This is a genomic window from Acidovorax sp., assembly GCF_034519795.1.
Classification (GTDB): domain Bacteria; phylum Pseudomonadota; class Gammaproteobacteria; order Burkholderiales; family Burkholderiaceae_C; genus Acidovorax.
On the sequence record NZ_JAXHOB010000020.1, the window covers coordinates 782,550 to 800,962 of the forward strand.

Here is an 18,413-nt window from a genome sequence, read left to right on the forward strand (position 1 = left end):
CAGGTCCTGCCTGTTGAAGTGCAACCAACGCTGCCCAATCAAGGCTTTCGAGGGACACCTTGGGTGCACGCAGTGGCTTTGCTATCCTGCTTGTCTCTGGACGAACAACGAGGTTCATCATGGAGCTTCACCTTGTCAACAAGCGTCCGGCGCCGGATGTCCTTTCGCAGCCCGAAGTCCAACTGCACCACTGGCGCATCCTGCGGCGGGGCAATGGAACCCTGCACATTGCCGCCCAACTTGATTCGGGGTCACTGCGTGTCACCTCCTTGCTGCAAGCCATAGACCTGCCCAAGGCAATTGTCAAAACGGAGTCAGGACGGAGCTACCACCTGTGCGCTCCACCTGAGGAAGACCAACTTCTGAGGTCGCTCATGGTGCTAAACGCAGCCCGAGACCTGGTTCAGGTCTCGGGAGATGTGAGTGAAGCCATCTGGGCCGCTATCACGATGGGTGCTTGGCCCGACGAGAACACCTGCTTGCTGCCCTCAGTGCAATAGTGCCACTCCGTTGGCCTGCCGCCCTCATGCCACAGGACGGCCAGGCCTGGCAATTTCCACAATGCAGGAAGTGCCCGACGGACCTTGTTTTCATCCGACGGACTTTATTTGTTGTAGTCACTAGGAGTCAAAACCCCACCTTGTGCAGTCACCGTAACGGGCTTAGCCGGATTGCAGAACCTGTCCGCAGACCAATGTGTCTCAGCTCGGGCTTCAGGTCGGATGAACAAGGTTGTAGACCCTGACAGCTGCAAACATCACCTTCGCGCGATCCCTGCTCTTGAGGGAGAGGCCACCTGTGGGTTTTGACACCTCTTATTTTTACCTGACACCTTTTATTTATACGATCACAGGGACCCGTAAGCAGCACCGATTCAGTCACCATCACGCTCTTGGCCAAGTTGCATGACTGGTCCACGTCTGTCTCGTCAAGAGTCGAATCAACCCGCTGGTTTAGCTGGTGATATAGATCTGACGGACAGCGTCGCCCCGTGTTGCCTTGCTAGTCGGTCTCTCAGGACGACCTCGCGCCCCAAAACAGCTTCAAACTCAAAACACAAATAGTTACATACAACCCTCAATCCGGCGGCTTTGACGTCGTGTTGGATGTGACTCGCGCGCAGCGCCCAGGCAGTGCATGCCTTCCCACAGTTAGAATGAAATTGCTATGAAATTCGCAGCATCCGAATCAATCCCGGCTTCACAATGCGTCGAACCCAACCGTCCAAACGGCTTCTGCCAGCCACTCTAAAAAACGAAGGTTAAGTGGCGCGTTGACGAAACTACAGTGGCGTTCCGCAACTGGATGCGTGTTTCACACCCTCCCAATCACCCCATGTCTTGAAACGGCAACAAATGCCCGTATCATTAGCACTCACTGCAACGGAGTGCTAACACTCCTTGCTGGATGAAGTTTGGTAGCGCCTGGGCCCGGTCCGGGCGCTTCGTACTGTCGGTAATTTTTGAACCAGGAGCAATGCAATGAACCTTCGCCCCCTGCACGATCGCGTGATCGTCAAGCGTATCGAAAGCGAAACCACGACCGCCTCCGGCATCGTGATCCCCGACAACGCCGCTGAAAAGCCCGATCAAGGTGAAGTGCTGGCCGTCGGCCCCGGCAAGAAGAACGACAAGGGCGAACTGATCGCCCTGAACGTGAAGGTCGGCGACCGCGTTCTGTTCGGCAAGTACTCGGGTCAGACCGTCAAGATCAAGGGCGATGAGCTGCTGGTCATGAAGGAAGACGACCTGTTCGCAGTGGTGGAGAAGTAAAGCTGCTGCGCAGGCGCCATGCGTCGTTGCGCGGTGCTCGCAATCCTCACGTACAGGAAGTACGTTCCGGTTGCTGTGCTCCGTGCGCCTAGCCTGGCACCTGCTCGCTACGCTTTCCCCTCTCCCCCAAGCCAGTCGCAATTGATTCAGTTAATTTTCAGGAGCTCCAAATGGCAGCAAAAGACGTAGTTTTCGGCGGCGAAGCCCGCGCACGCATGGTTGAAGGCGTGAACATCCTGGCCAACGCGGTCAAGGTGACTCTGGGCCCCAAGGGCCGCAATGTGGTGCTGGAGCGCTCGTTCGGCGCCCCTACCGTGACCAAGGACGGTGTGTCCGTGGCCAAGGAAATCGAACTCAAGGACAAGCTGCAGAACATGGGCGCCCAGCTCGTGAAGGAAGTGGCCTCCAAGACCAGCGACAACGCTGGTGACGGCACCACCACCGCGACCGTGCTGGCCCAGGCCATCGTGCGCGAAGGCTTCAAGTACGTGGCCGCCGGCATCAACCCGATGGACCTGAAGCGCGGTATCGACAAGGCCGTGACGGCCCTGGTGATCGAGCTGAAGAAGGCTTCCAAGCCCACCACCACCTCCAAGGAAATCGCACAGGTCGGCTCGATCTCGGCCAACTCCGACGAAACCATCGGCAAGCTGATCGCTGACGCCATGGACAAGGTTGGCAAGGAAGGCGTGATCACGGTGGAAGACGGCAAGTCCCTCGACTCCGAACTGGACGTCGTGGAAGGCATGCAGTTCGACCGCGGCTACCTGTCGCCCTACTTCATCAACAACCCCGAAAAGCAATCCGCGATTCTGGACAACCCCTTCGTGCTGCTGTTCGACAAGAAGATCAGCAACATCCGCGACCTGCTGCCCACGCTGGAGCAGGTTGCCAAGGCTGGCCGTCCGCTGCTGATCATTGCCGAAGAAGTCGAAGGCGAAGCCTTGGCGACGCTGGTGGTCAACACCATCCGCGGCATCCTGAAGGTCGTGGCCGTCAAGGCCCCTGGCTTCGGCGATCGCCGCAAGGCCATGCTGGAAGACATCGCCATCCTGACGGGCGGCAAGGTCATCGCTGAAGAAGTGGGCCTGACCCTCGAGAAGGTGACCCTGGCCGACCTGGGCCAGGCCAAGCGCATCGAAGTGGGCAAGGAAAACACCATCATCATCGACGGCGCCGGCGCTGCTGGTGACATCGAAGCCCGCGTCAAGCAAGTGCGCGTGCAGATCGAGGAAGCCACGTCCGACTACGACCGCGAAAAGCTGCAGGAACGCGTGGCCAAGCTGGCCGGCGGTGTGGCCGTGATCAAGGTCGGCGCTGCCACCGAAGTCGAAATGAAGGAAAAGAAGGCCCGCGTGGAAGACGCCCTGCACGCTACCCGTGCAGCGGTGGAAGAAGGCGTCGTGGCCGGTGGTGGCGTGGCCCTGCTGCGTGCCAAGCAAGCTGTCGGTGACTCGGTCAAGGGCGACAACGCCGACCAGGAAGCCGGTATCAAGCTGGTCCTGAAGGCCATCGAAGCGCCCCTGCGCGAAATCGTGAACAACGCCGGCGGCGAAGCCTCGGTGGTGGTGAACGCTGTGTTGGCCGGCAAGGGCAACTACGGCTTCAACGCTTCGAACGACACCTACGGCGACATGCTCGAACTGGGCATTCTGGACCCCACGAAGGTCACCCGCACGGCCCTGCAGAACGCTGCCTCCGTGGCATCGCTGCTGCTGACGACCGAAGCCATGGTTGCAGAAGCACCCAAGGACGAGGCCGGTGCCGGCGGCGGCATGCCCGACATGGGCGGCATGGGTGGCATGGGCGGCATGGGCATGTAATTGCCCGGCCTGGCGCAGTGACCCGCTCACTGCGCTGCCAACCAGCAAAAAGCCCGCAGGCCTTACGGCCTGCGGGCTTTTTTCATGGTGCGCGCCGTTCAGGTCATTTCAGCGCCTGCGTGGCCTGCGCCAGTTGCGTGATGCGCGCCCAGTCGCCCGAGCGCACGGCGTCAGCGGGGGTGAGCCAAGACCCGCCCACGCAGCGCACATTGGGCAGCGCCAGGTAGTTGGGCGCCGTGGCGTTGGTGATGCCGCCCGTGGGGCAAAAGCTCACCTGGCCGAACGGGCTGGCCCAGGACTTGAGCAGCGGGATGCCGCCGACGGCCTCGGCCGGGAACAGCTTGAGGAACTGGAAGCCATCGGCCAAGGCCTGCATGATCTCGCTGGAGGTGGCCACGCCGGGCAGCAGCGGCAGGTTCAGCCCCTTGCAGGCCGAGCCCAGCGCCGAGGTGTAGCCCGGGCTCACGGCAAAGCGGGCGCCAGCCTCGCTCGCGCGGCGCGCATCCTCGGCGTTGAGCACGGTGCCCACGCCGACCACGGCCTCGGGCAGTTGGCGCGCAATGGCCTCGATGGCAGGCAGGCCCGCGGGCGTGCGCAGGGTGACTTCAAGCACCTTGACGCCACCGGCCAGCAAGGCCTCGGCCAGCGGAATCGCGTCTTCGACCCGGTCGATCACGATGACCGGGATGACCGGGCCGTAACTGGCGATGTCCAGCGGGTTCAGGGCGGGGGGGGAGGCATTCACAGCCATGTACAGGCTCCTTGTTCAGCGCCGCCCGCATGGCGGCGAAAGTTGGCAAACAGTTCCCGCCCAAAGCCGGTGGCTGCGGGCGCCTTGCATTCGTCGGGGATGCGCGCGGCCCATTCGGCCTCGTCCACCAGCACGTCGAGCGTACCCGCCACGGCGTCCACGCGCAGCAGGTCGCCGTCGCGCACCCTGGCCAGCGGGCCGCCGCCCAGCGCTTCGGGCGTCACGTGGATGGCGGCCGGCACCTTGCCCGAGGCACCGCTCATGCGGCCGTCGGTCACCAGCGCCACCTTGAAGCCCTGGTTCTGCAGCACGGCCAATGGCGGCGTGAGCTTGTGCAGCTCGGGCATGCCATTGGCACGCGGGCCCTGGAAGCGCACCACGGCCACCATGTCCTGCTGCACTTCGCCCGCAGCGAAGGCCGCAAGCAAGTCCTCCTGCGAGTCGAACACGCGCGCTGGCGCCTCGATGATGTGGCGGTCTTCCGGCACGGCCGAGACCTTGATCACGGCGCGGCCCAGGCGCCCCTGCAGCAGGCGCAGGCCACCCGTGGGCGAAAACGGCTGGGCCACGGGTCGCAGCACCGCCTCGTCGCCCGAGGTGGCGGGCGCAGGGGCGCCCCCGGCCGCGATGCCGCCCTCGTTCACGCTCAGCACGTCGGGGTGCATGAGGCCGTTGGCCAGCAGCTCGCGCAGAATCCAGGGCGGGCCGCCCGCGGCCTGGAACTGGTTCACGTCGGCATCGCCATTGGGGTAGACGCGGGCCAGCAGCGGCACGACGGAGGACAGGTCGTCGAAGTCGGTCCAGTCGATCAGGATGCCGGCGCTGCGCGCGATCGCCACCCAGTGGATCAGGTGGTTGGTGGAGCCCCCCGTGGCCAGCAGCGCGGCCATGGCGTTGACGATGCAGCGCTCGTCCACCACATGCGCGATGGGCGTGAAGCGCTTGCCGCGTTTGCCGATGTCGAGCACGGTGCGCATGGCCTGGCGCGTGAACTCCTCGCGCTCGCCGGTGCCGGGCGGGGCAAACGCCGCATCGGGCACGTGCAGGCCCATGGCTTCCAGCAGCATCTGGTTGCTGTTGGCCGTGCCGTAGAAGGTGCAGGTGCCGGGGCTGTGGTACGCCGCCGACTCGGCCTTGAGCAGTTCGTCGCGGCCGACCAGGCCCTGGGCGTAGAGCTCGCGCACCTTGGCCTTGTCCTTGTTGGGCAGGCCCGAGCCCATGGGGCCGGCGGGCACGAACACGCAGGGCAGGTGACCGTAGTGCAGCGCGCCGATCAACAGGCCCGGCACGATCTTGTCGCACACGCCGAGCAGCAGCACGCCGTCGAACACATCGTGGGACAGCGCTACCGCAGTGGCCATGGCAATGGCGTCGCGGGAGAACAGCGACAGCTCCATGCCGGGCGTACCCTGCGTCACGCCATCGCACATGGCGGGCACACCCCCTGCTACCTGGGCCATGGCGCCGTGGCGCGCGGCCTCGTCGCGCAGCAGCGCCGGGTAGCTCTGGTAGGGCTGGTGGGCCGACAGCATGTCGTTGTAGGCCGTGACGATGCCGATGTTGGGCGCCTTCTCGACCGTGACCTTGAATTTTTCGGAGCCCGGCAGCGCCGCATAGGCATGGGCCAGGTTGGCGCAGCCCATGCGGTCCTGCGGGGGCTTGCGCTGGACCATGGCGTCGACCGTGGCCAGGTAGGCGGCACGGGTGTCCTTGCTGCGCTCGATGATGCGGGCCGTCACGCGCGCTACGACTGAATGCATGGGATGCTCCATCGGGGGTGGACTTGGATAGTGGGGAAAAGAGAGTACAGCTCCAACAGGAGCCTCTAGAATGTAACTCGATAACTACCCCGGATCAAGCCCATGACCCTGCAGACCCTCCCCCTGCCCCCCTCGGAACTGGGCGAATCGCCATTCTGGCACCCCCATGAAACATCCCTTTACTGGTGTGACATCCAGGGAAGGCAGGTGAACGCCTGGGCGCCAGCCAGCGGGCAGCTGCGCACCTGGGACATGCCCTCCGAACCCGGTTGCTGCGCCCCGGTGGCGGGCAAGAAACTAGTAATCGGGTTACGGGACGGCTTTTACCTGCTCGACACCAGCAGCGGTGCCCTCACCTGCCTGGCCCTGCTGCCCGGCAACGCGCACGACACCCGGGTGCTGCGCCTCAACGATGGGCGCTGCGATTCGGCGGGCCGGTTCTGGGCCGGCTCGGTGATCAGCCCGCGCACGGCGCCCGACGCGGCCCTGTGGCGGCTGGAGGCGGCGCCCGGCGGCTTTCGGGTGCAGAAGATGGCGGGCGACAACTTCACCGCCAACGGCCTGGCGTTCAGCCCGGACGAGCGCTGGCTCTACTGGGCCAACACGCCCGAGCACCGCATCGACCGCTTTGTGTTCGATGCCGCCACCGGCAACATCGAAAGCCGTGCACCGTGGGCCACCTTCCCGCCCAGGCAAGACGGTGCCCCCTACGGTGGCCGCCCCGACGGCGCGGCCGTGGACGTGCAGGGCAACTACTGGGTCGCCATGTACGAGGGTGCCTGCGTGCTGCAGCTGTCGCCCGCCGGCCAGGAGCTGCGGCGCATTGCCGTGCCCGTGCAGTGCCCCACCATGGTCTGTTTTGGCGGCGACGACCTGCGCACGCTGTACATCACCTCGGCGCGCGCCGGCCGGCCGCAGACCGAGCTGGACGCCGCCATCCCGGCGGGCTCGCTGTTCAGCCTGCCCGTCGAAGTGCCGGGCCTGCCCGTGAACTTCTTCCAGGCCAACGCGGCGATGTGACCGGGTGGTCAGGGCGCGCGCAGCGCGCCCAAGGCCAGCAGCACGTCGTAGCAGGCGCCCATGTTGTGGTAATCGACCTTGCCGGCGTTGCTCTTCTCGCGTGTGTGGTTGAGGTTGCGGCCGTCGAGGATGCGGAACCAGGCGCCGTGCTCGTGGTCGACGAAGTGCTGCCAGCAGTAGGTCCAGATGCGCTCGTACCAGTCCCAGTAGCGCTGCTCGCCGGTGTGCACGGCCAGCACGGCGGCGGCGGCCATGCTCTCGGCCTGCACCCAGTGGTACTTGCCGTCGTCGCAGATGCTGCCGTCGGGCGCCATGCCGTAGACGATGCCGCCATGGGCGGTGTCCCAGCCTTTGTCCAGTGCGGCATCGAACAGGAAGCGGGCACACGGCAGGTGCCAGGGCGCGGGCGCCAGCGCATCGAGCTGCAGCAGCAGCTTGGCCCATTCGGTCTGGTGGCCGATCTGGTAGCCCCAGGGTCGGAAGATGTTGCTGCGGTCGTGGCGGTTGTAGTCCCAGTCCACCGACCAGTCGGCGCGAAAATGCTCCCACACCCAGCCACCGGCCAGCGCGGCCTGGCGCTGGCAGATGTTCTGCGCAAGCAACTCGGCGCGCTCGATGTAGCGCCGGTCGCCCGTGGCGCGAAAGGCCGAGATCATGGCCTCGCAGGCATGCATGTTGGCGTTCTGCCCGCGGTAGTCCGCCAGCGCCCAGTCGCGTGTGGCCTCGTCGGCATAGAGGCCCTCGGCCGGCTGCCAGAAATGCTGCTCGGCGGTATCGAAGGCCTCGGCCAGCCACTCGCGGGCCTCGGGTACGCCGGCTTCGTGCGCCCGGGCATAGGCCAGCATCACGAAGGCCATGCCATAGCAGTGGCGCGTGGCGTCGAGCAAGGTGGCGTGGCCGCCATGCCAGTCGATCAGCCAGGCATAGCCGCCGGTGGCTGGGTCGAGGAAGGCGGTGCGCAAAAACTGCAGCGCATGCTCCATGCCGTGGCGGTAGCGCGCCTCGCCGGTGGTCTTGAACAGCATGGCATGCGTGACCACGAAGCGCGTGGCGCTCACCAGGTGGCGCGTGCGCTCGTCGTAGACGGTGCCGTCGTCGAGGAAGAAGTGGTACATGCCGCCCCCCGCATCGGTGGCCACGGGCTCGTAGAACGCCATGGTCTGGCGGATGTGCGCGTGCAGGAATGCGGGCGAGCGGAAATCGGGCGGCTGCGGTGCAGTCATGGGCTTGTCTCCTCGTTGGGCCGCAGGGTGCGGCCTGGGCGCCTCAAGGCGCCTCGTTGTGAAATGCGATGAGCGCGGCGCTGCGGCTCAGCCGCCGCGCAGGCGCGCCAGCAGCCCTGCCGTGGAGCCATCGAGCCCTGCGGCATCGCCCGAAGCCAGGCGGGATTCGAGGTCGCGCGCCAGCACCTTGCCCAGCTCCACGCCCCACTGGTCGAAGCTGTTGATGCCCCACAGGCTGCCGCTCACGAATACGCGGTGCTCCTGCAGCGCGATCAGCGCACCCAGCGAGGCCGGGGTCAGCGATTCGAGCAGCAGGAAGGTGCTGGGCCGGTTGCCCGGGAAATGGCGGTGTCCGTCCTCGGCGCTGGGCTTGCCCACCATCAGCGCCTGGGCCTGGGCCAGGGCGTTGGCAAGCAGCTTGTCCTGGTGACCCGGCAGCGGGTGCGCCGCCTGGCGCACGGCCACGATCTCCAGCGGCAGCACGTCGGTGCCCTGGTGCAGCATCTGGAAGAACGCGTGCTGGCCGTTGGTGCCGGGCTCGCCCCAGAGCACGGGCGAGGTGGCGTACGGCAGCTCCTGGCCGTCGGCCCCCACGCGCTTGCCGTTGCTCTCCATCTCCAGCTGCTGCAGGTAGGCCGGCAGCCGGCCCAGTGCCGCGTGGTAGGGCGCAATGCAGCGGCTGGTGAAGCCATGGAAGTTGCGGTACCAGAGGTCGAGCAGGCCCAGGCGCACCGGCAGGTTGGCGGCCAGCGGCGCGGTGCGGAAATGCTCGTCCATGGCATGCGCGCCGGCCAGCAGCCCACGGAAGCCTGCCGCACCGATGGCGATGGCGATGGGCAGGCCGATGGCCGACCACAGCGAATAGCGCCCGCCCACCCAGTCCCAGAAGCCGAAGGTGGTGGTGATGCCCAGGGCAGCGGCCGCCTCCACGTTGGTGGTCAGCGCCGCGAAGTGGCGCGCCACGTCGCTGCCGCCCTCTGCGCCGAACCAGGCCAGCGCCGAGCGCGCATTGGCCATGGTCTCGGCCGTGGTGAAGGTCTTGGAAGCGATGAGGAACAGCGTGCTCTCGGCCTTGAGCCCCTGCAGCACGCCATGCAGTTCGTGCCCGTCCACATTGGAAACGAAGTGCAGACGCTTGCCCGCGGCGCGAAAGGCATCGAGCGCGAGCACCGCCATGTGCGGACCCAGGTCCGAGCCGCCGATGCCGATGTTCACCACGTCGGTGATGGCGGCATCGCCGCGCACCTGCTCGGCGTACTGCAGCATGGCGCCCAGCGTGCCATGCACCTCGGCGAGCTTCTGCGCGATATCGGGGCCGTCACCGGGCAGCGCCAGGCCCTCCGGGCGGCGCAGCAGCGTGTGCAGCACGGCGCGGCCCTCGGTGTGGTTAATGGGCTGGCCCGCGAACATGGCATCGCGCTGCGCAGCGAGGCCACAGGCCTCGGCCATGCCCAGCAACAGGGACTCGGTAGGCCGGTCCCACAGGTTCTTGGAGAGGTCGGCGAACACCTCGGGGGCGGCCTGACTGAAGTGCGCAAAGCGCTCTCCATCCTCGGCGAAGGCCTGCCGAAGGTCCAGTGCGCGCCCTTGCGCCTGGAACAAGGCCTGCAGCGCGGGCCACTGGGGAGTCTGGTCACAACGAAGGGACATGGGAGAGCTACCTGGACAGGAAAATGGAAAACGGCGAAATAGTAACTTGATTACCAAAACAGGCTGGTATTTTTTTGTTGCAGACACAGCCTGGAACGCCAGTTGCTCTGCTGTCCTACACAAATCGATGTAACGTGATTACAATTTCGCGGAAACGCACGACGACCAATGCACTGAATACGGAGACCCCATGAGTTTTGACCTTGTCCTGTTTGGCGGAACCGGCGACCTGGCCTGGCGCAAGCTCATGCCGGCGCTGTTCCAGGCGTTCCGCCACGGAACGCTGCCCGAGGGGGGCCGCATCATCGCGGTGGCCCGTGACGAGCTCAGCCATGAACAATACCGCAGCCTGATCCAGTCGCGCTTCGACGGCGTGGACCTGGCCAAGCGCCCCACCCCCGATGAGTTCGCACGCTTCGGCGCCCTGCTGCACTACCTGCGCATGGACCTGTCGCAAACCCAGGACTATGCCCGCCTGGCCGACATGCTGCACGAGCGCAATGCCGAGTCGGTGGTGATGTACGTGGCCACGGCACCGAGCCTTTTCACCAATGTCTGCGAGCAGATCGCCGCCGTGGGCCTGAACGGCCCGACCACCCGCGTGGTGCTCGAAAAGCCTTTGGGCCACGACCTGCGCTCCAACCAGGCCATCAACGACACGCTGCGCCGCGTGCTCAAGGAAGAACAGGTCTTTCGCATCGACCACTACCTGGGCAAGCCCTCGGTGCAGAACCTGTTCGCCATGCGCTTTGGCAACGCCCTGTTCGAGCCCCTGTGGCGGCGCGAAACCATCGCCAACATCCAGATCACCATCGCCGAAGAGCTGGGCGTGGAGACGCGAGGCGCCTTCTACGACCAGACCGGAGCCCTGCGCGACATGGTGCAGAACCATGCCCTGCAGCTGTTGTGCGCGATCGGCATGGAGCCGCCCATCAACGCCAGCGCCAACGCCATCCGCGACGAGAAGCTCAAGGTACTGCAGTCGCTCAAGCCCTGGAGCGTGGAGACCATCGGCCAGCACGTGATCCGCGGCCAGTACGTGGCCGGCAAGACGCACGGCGCCAGCGTGCCCGGCTACCTGCAGGAAAAAGGCGTGGCCGCCGGCAGCACCACCGAGACCTTCGTCGCGCTGCGCACCGAGATCTCCAACTGGCGCTGGGCCGGTGTGCCCTTCTACATCCGCACCGGCAAGCGGCTGGCGGGGCGCGACGCGCACATCGTGGTCAACTTCCGCCCCGTGCCGCACCCGATCTTCCGCACCTCGGCCGGCGCGGCCAACCGCCTGGTGATCAACCTGCAGCCCAAGGACGGGCTGGAGCTGCACCTCCTGGCCCAGGGTGCCGCCCAGCACCAGACCGAACCTGCCTTGTCGCAGGTGTACCTGAACCTCGACTTCGACCAGCGCTTCGGCACCGAGCGCGTGGGCGCCTACGAACGCCTGCTGCTCGATGTGATCGCCGGGCGCCTGAACCTCTTCGTGCGCAGCGACGAGCAGGAGGAAGCCTGGCGCTGGGTGGAACCCATCCTGCAGCACTGGCGCAACGACGCGCTGGGCCCACGGCCCTACACCGCTGGCAGCTGGGGCCCGAGCGCCGCCAGCGCGATGATCGCGCGCGACGGCTATTGCTGGAGCGAAGAGGTCTGACGCTCTTCGCGCGGCCCCACAACAAAAAAGGCTCCGGTTGGAGCCTTTTGTCATTCATGCCGGGTTACGGCCTTTGGGGGGAAACACTTCCACATGGTGGCGGCATCCACGACCGTGAGATGCCACCACCATGGGAAGGCCCGCATTCTTTACATGGCGCCGATTTCGCCCGAAGGGATCTGGCCCAGGCGCACGGCTTCGGCAGCGGCCGCACGCACGGCAGCACGGTCAGCCGTCGATTGGTAGGTCACGACGCGCGAGCCTGCTGGCTCGAGGCTGCGCGTCTTAGCCACGGTGGCGGCTTCGGCAGCCACTTCGGCACGGGTACGGTTCGTGTCGAACTTCAGGGCGAACTGCGATCCATCGGCTTCGTCGGCATGGGCACCGAAAGCGGAGAAAGCAGCCACAGCGGCGATGGAGAGGAAACGTGCAGTCTTGTTCATGGTGATCTCGATTCTTTATTGGGTTTGACAGGGGGTCAGGTCAGTTCAATCCGGGGCGGCTTACAGCGCGCCGATTTCGCCAAAAGAGATCTGGCCGGTGCGCACAGCGTCAGCAGCCTGGGCACGCACGGCAGCGCGGTCAGCGGTCGACTTGTAGGTCACCACGCGGGAGCCAGCAGGCTCGATGCTGCGGGTCTGGGCCACGGTGGCGGCTTCAGCGGCCACTTCGGCGCGGGTGCGGCTGGTTTCGAATTGGGTGGCGAATTGCGAAGCATCGGCTTCGTCGGCCTGGGCACCGAAAGAAGCGAAAGCGGCAACAGCGGCGATGGAGAGGAAGCGTGCGGTCGTGTTCATGATGAAATCCTTGGAAGAAAAAAGTGACTCAAAAAACCGGGACAAAACCATTTCGAACCGGGTTCGGTGAGTCGCCTTGCGGGTTCGGCTCATCGATGGGTTGAACTGTACGCCGCGGGCGATCAAAGAAAAACCACTCAGTCACGAACTGACTGTTCCGGTTTTGAAAACAATGCACCCAAGAAAAATGCCGCGAGGGAAACCCTGCGCGGCATTTTTCTTGGAGTGGAAGATCGCTTATTCCGGCAGCGGCCCCACCAGTTCGATGGGCAGGCCATCGGGGTCGGCAATGAAGGTGAAGGGGCAGCCCGTGAGCGGGTCCATGCGCACGGGCTCGGCCACGACACCATGGGCGGCCAGGGCCTGCAGGCTGGCCTCAAGGTCGTCCACCCGCAACGCGAGGTGCCTCAGCCCGCAGGCCTCGGGGTAGGAAGGGCGCGGTGGCGCCTCGGGAAACGAGAACAGCTCGATCTGCGTGCCATCGGGCAGCGCGAGGTCGAGCTTGTGCGACTGGCGCTCGGCACGGTAGGACTCGTGCACGATGGCCAGGCCCAGCACCTCGGTGTAGAAGCTTTTGGAGCGTGCGTAATCCGAGCCGATGAGGGCCACATGGTGCACGCCCGACAGCGCCAGCGACGGCACGCTCGCCACGGCTCAGCCGCCCGCGATGTCGAGCGCGCGCGAGGCGCCGTACAGTGCCGGGGTAGCGCTCGGGTCGATGATCCAGCAGGGGATCGACGCCAGGTACGGCGCAAAGCGGCCTTTGGCCTCGAAACGCTGGCGAAAGGAAGACTGGTCGAACCACTCGCCCAGGCGCGGCACCATGCCGCCACCGATGTACACCCCGCCGCGCGCGCCCAGCGTGAGCGCCAGGTTGCCGGCCACACTGCCCAGAAAGCCGCAGAACAGCTCCAGTGCCTGCAGGGCCAGCGGGTCCTTGGCCTGCAAGGCCATTTCGGTCACCTGGGCGGGCGAGTTCACCTCGGTGCCGCCGGCCCTCGCCACGGTGCGCACGGCGTGGTACAGGTCCACCAGGCCCGAGCCCGAGACCGCGCGCTCGGCCGAGACATGGCCGTAGCGCTCGTGCAGCACGCGCAGCACGTCGAACTCGTGCTGCGTGTCGGCCGCCAGCGTGACGTGCCCACCCTCGCCCGACAGCGGCACGCCGGCCGGCGAGTGGGGCGGGAACACCAGGCCCGAAACGCCGAGGCCGGTGCCCGCCCCGACGAGGCCAATGGCCTCCCCCGGCACGGCCTGGCCGCCGCCCACCTGGCGCAGCAGGTCGGGCGTAAGCAAGGGCAGCGCCAGGGCCAGCGCGGTAAAGTCGTTGATGACCACCAGCCGCGCAAAGCCGAAGGCCTTGCGCACCGCCTTCTGCGAAAAGCTCCAGCTGTGGTTGGTCATGCGGATGGCATCGCCCGTCACGGGGTTGGCAATGCCGAAGGCCGCCTCCTGCGGCGCGGCAATGCCCACTTCGGCCAGGTAGGTGCGGATGGCATCGTCCACCGTGGGGTACTGGGCGCACTGCAGCACGCGCGTATCGTGCAGCGTGTCGTCCCCCGGGGCCTGCCAGGCCAGGCGGATGTTGGTGCCGCCGATGTCGGCGAGAAGGCGTGTTGCGGGCATGGTCGAAGGGGCAGCGTCCGCTGCAAGGCAGCGGACCGCTCACCCGGAATTGGATGGCTGAAAACGGCAGAGCCGACGCAAACCGGTTTGTAACCCAGAACGCCCCAGGCAGCCGGGTCAAAGCCCCCATGCAGCGAGGCCGAAGGCAGTCGGGGGTTGCCGCCTTGCGGGGCGGGATCAGGCGATGCGCTGTTCCGTCCCGGTGTCGAACCAATGGGCGTGCGCTGGCGCCACGGCCAGGCCCACGCGGTCGCCGGGCTTCACGCGCGTCTGCGCATCGGTGCGCAGCGTCATGCTGCCGGCGGCGGTGTCCACCATCACATAGGTGTCGGGGCCCGTGGGCTCGACCACGCTGACTTCGCCGCGCCAGGGCGAGCTGTCCTGCATCACCAGGTGCTCGGGGCGTACGCCCAGCATCACCTCGGGCGCCGCCTGCGGCGCCGCCAGCTCCAGCGACACCCCTTGGATGGCGAAGTGCCCGGCCGCCTGCGTGCCGCGCAGCAGGTTCATGGTGGGCGAGCCGATGAAGGTCGCCACGTAGGTGTTGGCCGGGTGGTTGTAGATCTCGTCGGGCGTACCGAGTTGCTGCACCACGCCGCCCTTCATCACCGCGATGCGCGAGCCCAGGGTCATGGCCTCGACCTGGTCGTGCGTCACGTACACGCTGGTGATGCCGCTGGCCTGGTGCAGGCGCTTGATCTCGGCGCGCATCTCCACGCGCAGCTTGGCGTCGAGGTTGGACAGCGGCTCGTCGAACAAAAACAGCTGCGGCTGGCGCGCCAGGGCCCGGCCCATGGCCACGCGCTGGCGCTGCCCGCCCGACAGCTGGCTGGGCCGGCGGTCGAGCAGGTGGGTGATCTGCAGCATGGCGGCCACTTCGTCGATGCGTTTCTTGCGCTCGGGCTTGGGCATCTTGCGCATTTCCAGCGCAAAGCCGATGTTGTCCGCCACACTCAGCGTGGGGTACAGCGCATAGCTCTGGAACACCATGGCGATGTCGCGGTCGCGCGGGGGCATGCCCACCACGTTCTTGTCGGCGATGCGGATCTCGCCCTCGGTCGGCTCGTCGAGCCCCGCGATGATGTTCAGCAGGGTCGATTTGCCGCAGCCCGAGGGCCCCACCAGGATCAGGAACTCGCCCGGTGCGACGTGGATGTCGATCTTGCGCAGCACCTCCACGCTCTTGTCACCCTTGCCGAAACGCTTGTTGATGCCCAGTATGTCCAATGAAGACGCCATGATTTCTTACCCTTAACCTTTGACCGCGCCGGCCGTCAGCCCGCGCACGAAAAACTTACCCGCCAGCACATAGATCACCATGGTCGGCAGGCCGGCGATGATGGCGGCCGCCATGTCCACGTTGTAGGCCTTGACGCTGGAGCTGGTGTTGGCCAGGTTGTTCAGGCCCACCGTGACCGGCTTGGAGTCGGTGCCCGAGAACACCACGCCGAACAGGAAGTCGTTCCAGATGTTGGTGAACTGCCAGATCAGCGTGACCATGATGATGGGCGTGGACAGCGGCAGCACGATGCGCCAGAAGATCTGGAAGAAGCTCGCGCCATCCATGCGTGCCGCGTTCACCAGCTCCTTCGGAATGGCCGCGTAGTAGTTGCGAAAGAACAGCGTGGTGCCGGCCAGGCCCGCCAGGCAGTGCACCATCACCAAGCCTGTGATGGAGCTCGACAGGCCCAGCCAGCCGAGCACCTGGCTCATGGGCAGCAGCACCACCTGGAAGGGCATGAACACGCCGAACAGCAGCATGCCGAACAGCGCATCGCTGCCGCGGAACTTCCACAGGCTGAGAACGTAGCCATTGAGCGCACCCCACACGGTGGAGATCATCACGGCCGGCACGGCCATGGCCACCGAATTCCAGAAGAAGGGGCGCAGGCCATTGCAGTCCACCCCCGTGCAGGCGCTGGACCAGGCCGTGCTCCAGGACGAGAGGTTGAGCGATGCGGGCAGCGCCAGCAGCGAGCTGCTGCGGATTTCCTCGGCATCCTTGAGCGAGGTGACCAGCATCGCGTACAGCGGCAGCAGGAAGAAGGCGGTGGCCAGGGCCAGCACCGCGTAGACCAGCAGGCGGCCCACAGAAGGGAAAAGGGAGGGCTTAGCGGTCATGGGGTTTGCTGCGCAGTTCGCTGTACAGGTAGGGAATGACCAGGGCTGCCACGGTGGTCAGCATCATGGTGGCGCTGGCCGCGCCCAGGCCGATCTGGCCACGCGAGAACGACATGGTGTACATGAAGGTGGCGGGCACATCGGTGGCATAGCCGGGGCCGCCGGCCGTGAGCGCCATCACCAGGTCAAAGCTCTTGATCGCCAGGTGCGACAGCACCATCAGCGTGGAAAAGAACACCGGGCGCAGCGCTGGCAGCACGATGCGCCAGTAGATGCGCGGCAGCGAGGCGCCATCGACCTGCGCGGCCTTGATGATGCTGTCGTCGATGCCGCGCAGGCCCGCCAGGAACAGCGCCATCGCAAAGCCCGCGCTCTGCCAGATGCCGGCGATCACCACGCAGTAGATGGCCATCTCGGTGTCCACCAGCCAGCCGAATTCAAAATTGGGAAAGCCCCAGTCGCGCACCATTTTTTCGATGCCCAGGCCTGGGTTGAGCAGCCACTTCCAGGCCGTGCCGGTGACCACGAAGGACAGGGCCATGGGGTACAGGTAGATGGTGCGCAGCGCGCCCTCGGCGCGGATCTTCTGGTCCAGCAGCACGGCCAGCAATACGCCGATGGCGAGCGAACCGCCCACATAGCCCACGCCGAAAATACCCAGGTTCTTCAAGGCCACCCACCAGCGGTCCATCTCCCAGAGCTTTTCATATTGCGCCAGGCCCGCCCATTCGTAGTTGGGCAGCATGCGCGATACGGAAAGGCTCAGCACGCCGTTCCAGACCATCAGACCGTAGATGAAGGCAAAACCCAGCACGAAGGCCGGTGCCACGACCAGCTTGGGCAGCCAGGATTCAAAGGAGTTCTTGGTCGTCATTGCAAAAGAAGCATCGGGTGCATACGCTGGCTGGGACATGGGCGACGGACGCGCCGTCCATCATCACGTCAACAGGAAAAACAACAACAAGGAAAAAAGGGGGGCACACAGGGAGTGCCCCCCAAGAACAAAGTCACCTCTGACTTAACTCGCTTTCTCCCTCCTTACCACCAGATCTCGTATTGCACACCCACCAGCGTGCGCGAGGTCTTGCCATTGGCGCCGAAGGTCGCGGCATTCGCCACGGCAGCGGCCTGGTTCCAGTTGGCCTTGGTCACGTACAGGCGCAACTCGGGGCGCGACCAGAAGTCCTGGTTCATGGCCAAGGCGCCAGCCAAAGTCACCTTGCTCAGGCGCTGGTCAGGACCCGTGCCCTTGCGGGTGGTGGTCGACACTTCGGCCAGGGCCTTGAAGTTCTGCGTGATGGCGTACGAGCCGCGTCCGCCCAGCGAGAAGTCCTTGGTCTCCACGCCCGTCAGGTCGGTCTTGTTGGTCTGGTAGCCAATCAGTGCCTGGCCGCCGAAGGGACCGCTTTGCCAGTTGATGGAGTCGGCGATGCGCGTAGAGCGCCGGCCGGGACGGGTGCCGTCGATGGCCTCGAACTCGCCGTCGATCCGGGCATGGCCCCGCGAAGTCTGCAGGTACAGGGTGTTGCTGACCCCGGACAGCAGGAAGTCCTTCTGGGTGTGCATCAGCGAGATGCCCGAACCCGAACCGCCGTTGACCTGGTTCTTGCCGCCCACCGCGGTCAGCAGCACGCGCAGCTTGCCGTTGGGGTTGGTGTTGATCTCGGACAGATCGACGTTCAGGCGGTGCGCCTTGACGTCGTTGGGCAGGTTGGCATCGAACTTGTCGCCACTGAACACGCCCACGCCGAGCTTCATGCCGCCGATCGGCATGTCGGTCATGCCGGCACCGACGTTGTCGCCGTAGTTCAGCAGGAAGTAGTCGACGATGTGCACGTCCTGGATACGCAGGCGGCGCTGGCCGACCCAGAACTTGGCTTCGGGCGAGAACGAGAAGCCGCTCATTTCCACGAAGGCCTGCTCGGTGCTGATGTCGCCACTGCCCCACTTGGCAGGCATGTAGTTCAACTTCCACTTGATGCCGCCCGCCTCGAAGCTGCGGGCGAAGTTGACTTCGATGCCGTTGTCGCCTTCATTGCCCAGGCGGAATTTCTGCAGCTCGCCGCCCAGGGCCAGGTTGCCCTTGACGCCGTCGGAATGGTTGAACACCGGGCCACCCCGGGAGTAACCGTTGAACTCGAAGCCGGCAACATCCATTGCCATGGCACTGCTCATCGCGCATGCGGCGGCCAAAGCCACCGCCGTGAGGCGGTTTCTTTTCATCA

At 65.5% G+C, this 18,413-nt stretch carries 16 protein-coding genes; 4 read left to right on the top strand and 12 right to left on the bottom strand.

Annotated features, from left to right (window positions below):
• Positions 1-1,481 precede the first annotated feature (1,481 nt).
• Both U5N23_RS24910 and groL read left to right on the top strand, forming a co-directional pair.
• On the top strand, positions 1,482-1,772 hold the full coding sequence (locus tag U5N23_RS24910) for a co-chaperone GroES (protein ID WP_007854024.1): 291 nt from the start codon (positions 1,482-1,484) through the stop codon (positions 1,770-1,772).
• Positions 1,773-1,942: 170 nt separating this feature from the next.
• Positions 1,943-3,595 carry a chaperonin GroEL gene (groL, locus tag U5N23_RS24915; protein WP_007854022.1) on the top strand — a complete coding sequence of 551 codons (1,653 nt, stop codon included), beginning with the start codon at positions 1,943-1,945 and terminating at the stop codon, positions 3,593-3,595.
• 103 nt (positions 3,596-3,698) lie between these two features.
• On the opposite strand, the gene U5N23_RS24920 is transcribed toward groL, so the two are convergent.
• Together U5N23_RS24920 and edd are read right to left on the bottom strand one after the other, a co-directional pair.
• The gene (locus U5N23_RS24920; protein ID WP_322595379.1) at positions 3,699-4,346 is read right to left on the bottom strand and encodes a bifunctional 4-hydroxy-2-oxoglutarate aldolase/2-dehydro-3-deoxy-phosphogluconate aldolase; all 648 of its coding nucleotides are present in this window, start codon (positions 4,344-4,346) and stop codon (positions 3,699-3,701) included.
• On the bottom strand, positions 4,337-6,106 hold the full coding sequence (edd, locus tag U5N23_RS24925; protein WP_322595380.1) for a phosphogluconate dehydratase: 1,770 nt from the start codon (positions 6,104-6,106) through the stop codon (positions 4,337-4,339). Before edd ends, U5N23_RS24920 begins: the two co-directional genes overlap by 10 nt.
• Positions 6,107-6,208: 102 nt before the next feature.
• Between edd and U5N23_RS24930 the strand changes: the two genes are divergently transcribed.
• Complete coding sequence (locus U5N23_RS24930) at positions 6,209-7,126, top strand: SMP-30/gluconolactonase/LRE family protein (protein ID WP_322595381.1); 918 nt, start codon at positions 6,209-6,211, stop codon at positions 7,124-7,126.
• A gap of 8 nt (positions 7,127-7,134) precedes the next feature.
• On the opposite strand, the gene U5N23_RS24935 is transcribed toward U5N23_RS24930, so the two are convergent.
• Positions 7,135-8,349, bottom strand: coding sequence for an AGE family epimerase/isomerase (locus tag U5N23_RS24935; protein ID WP_322595382.1), 1,215 nt, complete (start codon positions 8,347-8,349; stop codon positions 7,135-7,137).
• A gap of 87 nt (positions 8,350-8,436) precedes the next feature.
• Positions 8,437-9,999, bottom strand: a complete 1,563-nt coding sequence (pgi, locus tag U5N23_RS24940; RefSeq protein ID WP_322595383.1) for a glucose-6-phosphate isomerase — start codon at positions 9,997-9,999, stop codon at positions 8,437-8,439.
• A gap of 190 nt (positions 10,000-10,189) precedes the next feature.
• Here pgi and zwf point away from each other — a divergent pair, with 190 nt between their 5' ends.
• Entirely contained in the window at positions 10,190-11,644 is a 1,455-nt protein-coding gene (gene zwf / locus U5N23_RS24945) for a glucose-6-phosphate dehydrogenase (RefSeq protein WP_057200203.1), read from the top strand.
• A gap of 149 nt (positions 11,645-11,793) precedes the next feature.
• On the opposite strand, the gene U5N23_RS24950 is transcribed toward zwf, so the two are convergent.
• The 8 genes from U5N23_RS24950 to U5N23_RS24985 form a co-directional block, all read right to left on the bottom strand.
• The gene (locus U5N23_RS24950; RefSeq protein ID WP_322595384.1) at positions 11,794-12,087 is read right to left on the bottom strand and encodes a DUF4148 domain-containing protein; all 294 of its coding nucleotides are present in this window, start codon (positions 12,085-12,087) and stop codon (positions 11,794-11,796) included.
• A 60-nt stretch (positions 12,088-12,147) separates the two neighbouring features.
• Positions 12,148-12,441: a DUF4148 domain-containing protein gene (locus U5N23_RS24955; RefSeq protein WP_322594143.1), complete on the bottom strand. Its 294-nt coding sequence runs from the start codon at positions 12,439-12,441 to the stop codon at positions 12,148-12,150.
• Between the two features lie 237 nt (positions 12,442-12,678).
• Complete coding sequence (locus U5N23_RS24960; RefSeq protein WP_322595385.1) at positions 12,679-13,092, bottom strand: VOC family protein; 414 nt, start codon at positions 13,090-13,092, stop codon at positions 12,679-12,681.
• 3 nt (positions 13,093-13,095) lie between these two features.
• A complete protein-coding gene (gene glk, locus U5N23_RS24965; protein ID WP_322595386.1) occupies positions 13,096-14,067 on the bottom strand; it encodes a glucokinase in 972 nt (323 codons plus the stop codon).
• Positions 14,068-14,244: 177 nt separating this feature from the next.
• Entirely contained in the window at positions 14,245-15,306 is a 1,062-nt protein-coding gene (locus U5N23_RS24970; protein WP_322595387.1) for an ABC transporter ATP-binding protein, read from the bottom strand.
• A 12-nt stretch (positions 15,307-15,318) separates the two neighbouring features.
• Positions 15,319-16,188: a carbohydrate ABC transporter permease gene (locus U5N23_RS24975; protein WP_322595388.1), complete on the bottom strand. Its 870-nt coding sequence runs from the start codon at positions 16,186-16,188 to the stop codon at positions 15,319-15,321.
• Positions 16,178-17,062: a sugar ABC transporter permease gene (locus U5N23_RS24980; protein WP_322595389.1), complete on the bottom strand. Its 885-nt coding sequence runs from the start codon at positions 17,060-17,062 to the stop codon at positions 16,178-16,180. Before U5N23_RS24980 ends, U5N23_RS24975 begins: the two co-directional genes overlap by 11 nt.
• A gap of 164 nt (positions 17,063-17,226) precedes the next feature.
• Positions 17,227-18,345 (bottom strand): carbohydrate porin, encoded by a 1,119-nt coding sequence (locus U5N23_RS24985; RefSeq protein WP_322595571.1) that lies wholly within the window; start codon positions 18,343-18,345, stop codon positions 17,227-17,229.
• Between the last annotated feature and the right edge of the window lie 68 nt (positions 18,346-18,413).

Coding starts and splice junctions, on each gene's coding strand:
- U5N23_RS24970 (WP_322595387.1), bottom strand. CDS start 15,306: ATGGCGTCTTCATTGGACATACTGGGCATCAACAAGCGTTTCGGCAAG.
- edd (WP_322595380.1), bottom strand. CDS start 6,106: ATGCATTCAGTCGTAGCGCGCGTGACGGCCCGCATCATCGAGCGCAGC.
- U5N23_RS24930 (WP_322595381.1), top strand. CDS start 6,209: ATGACCCTGCAGACCCTCCCCCTGCCCCCCTCGGAACTGGGCGAATCG.
- U5N23_RS24935 (WP_322595382.1), bottom strand. CDS start 8,349: ATGACTGCACCGCAGCCGCCCGATTTCCGCTCGCCCGCATTCCTGCAC.
- glk (WP_322595386.1), bottom strand. CDS start 14,067: ATGCCCGCAACACGCCTTCTCGCCGACATCGGCGGCACCAACATCCGC.
- U5N23_RS24975 (WP_322595388.1), bottom strand. CDS start 16,188: ATGACCGCTAAGCCCTCCCTTTTCCCTTCTGTGGGCCGCCTGCTGGTC.
- pgi (WP_322595383.1), bottom strand. CDS start 9,999: ATGTCCCTTCGTTGTGACCAGACTCCCCAGTGGCCCGCGCTGCAGGCC.
- U5N23_RS24985 (WP_322595571.1), bottom strand. CDS start 18,345: ATGGATGTTGCCGGCTTCGAGTTCAACGGTTACTCCCGGGGTGGCCCG.
- U5N23_RS24980 (WP_322595389.1), bottom strand. CDS start 17,062: ATGACGACCAAGAACTCCTTTGAATCCTGGCTGCCCAAGCTGGTCGTG.
- U5N23_RS24920 (WP_322595379.1), bottom strand. CDS start 4,346: ATGGCTGTGAATGCCTCCCCCCCCGCCCTGAACCCGCTGGACATCGCC.
- U5N23_RS24955 (WP_322594143.1), bottom strand. CDS start 12,441: ATGAACACGACCGCACGCTTCCTCTCCATCGCCGCTGTTGCCGCTTTC.
- groL (WP_007854022.1), top strand. CDS start 1,943: ATGGCAGCAAAAGACGTAGTTTTCGGCGGCGAAGCCCGCGCACGCATG.
- U5N23_RS24950 (WP_322595384.1), bottom strand. CDS start 12,087: ATGAACAAGACTGCACGTTTCCTCTCCATCGCCGCTGTGGCTGCTTTC.
- zwf (WP_057200203.1), top strand. CDS start 10,190: ATGAGTTTTGACCTTGTCCTGTTTGGCGGAACCGGCGACCTGGCCTGG.
- U5N23_RS24910 (WP_007854024.1), top strand. CDS start 1,482: ATGAACCTTCGCCCCCTGCACGATCGCGTGATCGTCAAGCGTATCGAA.